Origin of the sequence: uncultured Gemella sp. (genome assembly GCF_963525165.1) — a bacterium.
Taxonomy (GTDB): domain Bacteria; phylum Bacillota; class Bacilli; order Staphylococcales; family Gemellaceae; genus Gemella.
Window position 1 is genome coordinate 1 of sequence record NZ_CAURJN010000061.1, and the last position, 4283, is coordinate 4283.

At 28.6% G+C, this 4283-nt stretch carries 6 protein-coding genes; all 6 read right to left on the reverse strand.

All coding sequences use genetic code 11. The features are described 5' to 3' along the window. Window positions 1–148 precede the first annotated feature (148 nt). Complete coding sequence (locus tag RWQ74_RS08575; protein ID WP_314397885.1) at window positions 149–337, reverse strand: hypothetical protein; 189 nt, start codon at window positions 335–337, stop codon at window positions 149–151. Between the two features lie 264 nt (window positions 338–601). Beyond that, window positions 602–799 carry a hypothetical protein gene (locus RWQ74_RS08580; protein WP_049489284.1) on the reverse strand — a complete coding sequence of 66 codons (198 nt, stop codon included), beginning with the start codon at window positions 797–799 and terminating at the stop codon, window positions 602–604. Between the two features lie 463 nt (window positions 800–1262). After that, window positions 1263–1730 (reverse strand): hypothetical protein, encoded by a 468-nt coding sequence (locus tag RWQ74_RS08585; RefSeq protein WP_254732742.1) that lies wholly within the window; start codon window positions 1728–1730, stop codon window positions 1263–1265. A gap of 269 nt (window positions 1731–1999) precedes the next feature. Then, window positions 2000–3049, reverse strand: a complete 1050-nt coding sequence (locus RWQ74_RS08590; RefSeq protein ID WP_314397887.1) for a DNA glycosylase AlkZ-like family protein — start codon at window positions 3047–3049, stop codon at window positions 2000–2002. Between the two features lie 164 nt (window positions 3050–3213). Next, the gene (locus RWQ74_RS08595) at window positions 3214–3411 is read right to left on the reverse strand and encodes a hypothetical protein (protein ID WP_314397888.1); all 198 of its coding nucleotides are present in this window, start codon (window positions 3409–3411) and stop codon (window positions 3214–3216) included. A gap of 155 nt (window positions 3412–3566) precedes the next feature. Then, window positions 3567–3929, reverse strand: coding sequence for a hypothetical protein (locus RWQ74_RS08600; RefSeq protein WP_314397889.1), 363 nt, complete (start codon window positions 3927–3929; stop codon window positions 3567–3569). Window positions 3930–4283 lie beyond the last annotated feature (354 nt).

The following is a 4283-nucleotide window of genomic DNA, read 5'->3' on the forward strand; positions in this document are numbered from 1 at the left end:
TATTGAAATTGAAAAAAACGCTTAAAATCAGCGTTTTTCTTATGTATTGATTCGTATTGAATGCTTACTTCACTTCTGTAAGACTGTAGAATTTGGATAGGTATATTGGTGGTTGGGGTCAATGTACTCATAGCCTTCGTATTGATTTTTAACCAATATTCAATTCCTTTCGTTTGTTGATAACATAAGTTTTTAAATCAATCACATCTTGAACAGTAGGTTCATAATTTTCAATCATTGATGACCCAATAGCATACCAGACGGTATCGAAATCTGAAAAGTTTTCAAAGGGAATCCCTAAAATTGTTAATTCTTCTTTATTTACATCAAGAGTCATGGCACACTTCCTTGTATAACGTTATCTTTATTATACCATAAAATCGGTATTTTTACCTAAAGGGATAGAGACCAAAAGATATATGTAAGCGTATAGATTAATACTTATGAAACGGTTGTAGGAGGAAGATCTCTCCTACACTATTACAGAGAAATTTCTAAAAGGGATAGAAAACCTATCTGGGATGGTCGTATCTATTTTTATCATTTAAAAAACATACTTTTGTTAATACTAAATTTTATAATATAATAGATACAATGACTTTTAAAACACTTCTTCCCTATCCATAGGTGGATAGGGTTTTTCGTTGTTCATTACACGTTCTAAACATTCAATACTAGATCTTAGGTGAAACATTTCATGTTTCCTATATTTTTCATCCTGTGAGTTTAATAGTTCGTTTAGGTGACGTCTAATATGCCAAATGACTTTTCTAATATTTGCTTCTTTTAAATTATTCATGAATCCATTGTATAATAAAATATAATCCAATTTCTTTGATTAAGCTAATTTACATGAAATATAAGCTATTCGGTTAAGAATAAGCTTAAAAGTTTTTTGAAGTAATCTATTTAGCACAAAAAAAACACCTATTCGGTAAAATAGGTGTGAATAATGTTATTTATATCCATATTGTTTTAGAGCGTTTTTATATGCTTCGCTATCTTTAAGATAGTAGTCGTGCTTAACTCCGCTAATATCAACAGAAAAGACCCCATCTTTAAATGAATAATCTTCTGATCGACTCGCAATATTTTGTCCAGTTAATTCGATCGTATTCTTTTTTTTGTTAATGATAAAACTATCGGCTTCTCCATGCTCTATGGAAGCATTATTTCCTTTAATAGTAAACGCTAACTCGTTTCTTTCATTTGAGATCCAATAATACTCACCATCTAAAGATTAGAAAAAATCAAATCATTAGTTATAATATTTCAATTAATTGAATCGTTGAATTCTTTAAATAATTATAAAGATTCGATTTTTCTTTTAGATAAGAGTACGACTGTGGTGCATAAAAATTTTTATCGATTTTTCTTAAAGTACTAATTTTTATTGGAGAGTCAAATAGATATACTTTATTAATTGGAATAGCATATCCTTTTTTATTTTCACCTAAATATGAAATAATATTATCATACGTACTATCACCAATTTGACTTGCAAATTTAGCAATATTTTCACTTGAATCACACTTTGGTACCCCAAATTCAACAATTCCTGCAATTTCTTTTTTTGTCTTAGAGATGTATATGAAAGCATATGATTTTTGATTTAAAAATCGTTTTCTATACTCATATTTCTTTTCCTTTTTTTGCATTTTAACAAAGTATTCTTCATTTAAACTCAAAATAATTTTATTGTTCTTTTTAAGAATATCTATTAGATTCATACCTTACCTCCAAATAATTTTACACAATTATACATACTACAACAACTAAAATTTTTCATTTTTATTTACACAGTTATCAACTATCACTTATTCAATATGTTTAATTAGTTCCTTAAAATATTGAATACTATAATTTCTAAAAAATTTTGATGGAGTTTCAACCCAAGAAAGGACCTCATTCCACAGCAAATCTAGCCTGTCATTTCCATACACATTCATAAATTTTTCATAATTTAAAAAAATATTGTATGCACAAACACGCTTTCATATTAAATATCCAACAAACTCCAATTAAAAATTATTTTTCTTCTTACCATCCAGTTTGAAAAATTCTTTAATATAATTTCAATTTTTGCTCGACTTTCTTCAGTCATGTACGCCTCCAGAACTGAAATATCAAATCTAATAGAATTTACAGATAAACGAAAGCTCCACTTACCCGCAAAGTTTTCATTCACAAATAAGATTGGGCTAATTTGTCCTCCGGCACCCCATACTATTTTATGATATTTTTTTGGTACAAGTATGTCCTTTCGAGCATAAGCTACGAGAAGTGGATCAAATTTTCCCAGCAAAGTAATGTTCATAGCATTAGGATCTCTTTGTTTTAACTCATGTTTTTTATAGTAAAAGGTATCTCCTTCAAATTCAAACTTTTCAAGTCTCTTTAAATCTAATTCATTATTCCAAAATTTTTTAGTAGTATCAAAAAAATGACATAAATCATCAATTGTTGCAGGACCGTAAAACTCAAAAAACAAATAAGCAATTTCATTTTTAGAAAAACACTCCGTAGAACGATCCAAATTATAACATACTTTCTTTTCTTCCTTCTCGTTGAATTTTAAATAAATTTCACTATTTCTTGACAACTCCACAAATAATGCTGACCATTCAAAGACTAATTTCCAGCGATCCTCATATTTCTTTTTTAAATCATTCATGAGTATATCTTTACGATTAGTTAGACAATGAAAATTTTCTTTCTCTAAATCTATATTCATACTTTTTTTATCAAAATTTTTTTTTACCCATGTATTCGGCATTAAAAAACCATTAATTATTTTCCAAGTTCGAATATTATAAATGTGCAATGTGTCACGTTGTCCCCAACCTAATATCATTTCATGTCTTTTCTTAAACTCATTTATATCCTTCCCTCTACTATTATTCAATCTATTATAGATATTAAAAATAGCATGATTATAGTATTGCGATTGAATTCCAAAAGCCCTTGTAATTAGACTATCAAAATTATCTATCTTTTCAATCAAACCAGTATTATGTAACCTTCTATAAATAATTTCATTCCTATCCATATAATCCCCTATAGTCATATTTAATCTAAACCTGCTAGTCTTTAATATACTATACAATAAAATCAGTTAAATTTAAAGCATCCTGAAGTAATTACCCACGACTTACGCATGAAAAGTTTCTCTTCACTCTTTTGTGCCCTGGCATCGTTTTTAAAAAATTATGCTCAAAATACTTCTTCTCTATCCATAGGTGGATAGGGTTTTTCGTTGTTCATTACACGTACTAAACATTCAACACTAGATTGCAGATGAAACATTTCATATTTTCTCTCTACTTCATCTCGAGAATTCCATAGTCCTTCTAGATGTCGCTTTATATGCCAGACCGCTCTTCTAATATTTTCTTCTTTTAAATTATTCATGAATCCATTGTATAATAAAATATAATCCAATTTCTTTGATTAAACTAATTTGCATGAAATATAAACTATTCGGTTAAGAATAAGCTTAAAAGTTTTTTGAAGTAATCTATTCAGCACAAAAAAACACCTATTCGGTAAAATAGGTGTGAATGATCTTATTTATATCCATATTGTTTTAGAGCCTTCTTATACGCTTCGCTACCTTTAAGATAGTAGTCATGCTTAACTCCACTAATATCAACAGAAAAGACCCCATCTTTAAATGAATATTCTTCTGTTCGACTTGCTATATTTTGTCCAGTTAATTCAATCGTATTCTTTTGTTTGTTAATGGTAAAGCTGTCGGCTTCTCCATGCTCTATGGAAGCATTATCTCCTTTAATAGTAAACACCAACTCGTTTCTTTCACTTGAGATCCAATAATACTCACCATCTAAAGATTGGTGGTTGTTTTTTGAGCAAGCAATTAAAGTAATTATTGATAATGAAAGCAGTAATATACCTACTAATTTTCTCATAATCTTTGCCTCCTTCTATAATTTTAATTATACCAAAATAATATTACAAGAGCATGTCAGTGTCTGTTATAACGGAAAAATGAAGAAATGTCTATTATAACAGCAAATAATAAACTTTCGGGAAGATTATTTCTCTTAAATCAATATAAAGTTAAATATTTTTGGTATAACAGTTAATATTAAGGTACTTGGTGTAGTTGGTAGCACGTGGGTTTTAATTGATTAAATTATATTAATCCCTTATGTCCTGAAGCTCTGGTTCGACCCCAGAAATACCTAGGGTGTAAAATAAGATGAAAAAAATGGAGAAGACTCTAATGGTTCTTCTCCATTTTTTTATCTAATTGGTAATGT

What these genes read in the sequence shown, in the direction of transcription:
- RWQ74_RS08575 (WP_314397885.1), bottom strand. Translation starts at nt 337, where the DNA reads ATGACTCTTGATGTAAATAAAGAAGAATTAACAATTTTAGGGATTCCC.
- RWQ74_RS08590 (WP_314397887.1), bottom strand. Translation starts at nt 3,049, where the DNA reads ATGGATAGGAATGAAATTATTTATAGAAGGTTACATAATACTGGTTTG.
- RWQ74_RS08580 (WP_049489284.1), bottom strand. Translation starts at nt 799, where the DNA reads ATGAATAATTTAAAAGAAGCAAATATTAGAAAAGTCATTTGGCATATT.
- RWQ74_RS08585 (WP_254732742.1), bottom strand. Translation starts at nt 1,730, where the DNA reads ATGAATCTAATAGATATTCTTAAAAAGAACAATAAAATTATTTTGAGT.
- RWQ74_RS08595 (WP_314397888.1), bottom strand. Translation starts at nt 3,411, where the DNA reads ATGAATAATTTAAAAGAAGAAAATATTAGAAGAGCGGTCTGGCATATA.
- RWQ74_RS08600 (WP_314397889.1), bottom strand. Translation starts at nt 3,929, where the DNA reads ATGAGAAAATTAGTAGGTATATTACTGCTTTCATTATCAATAATTACT.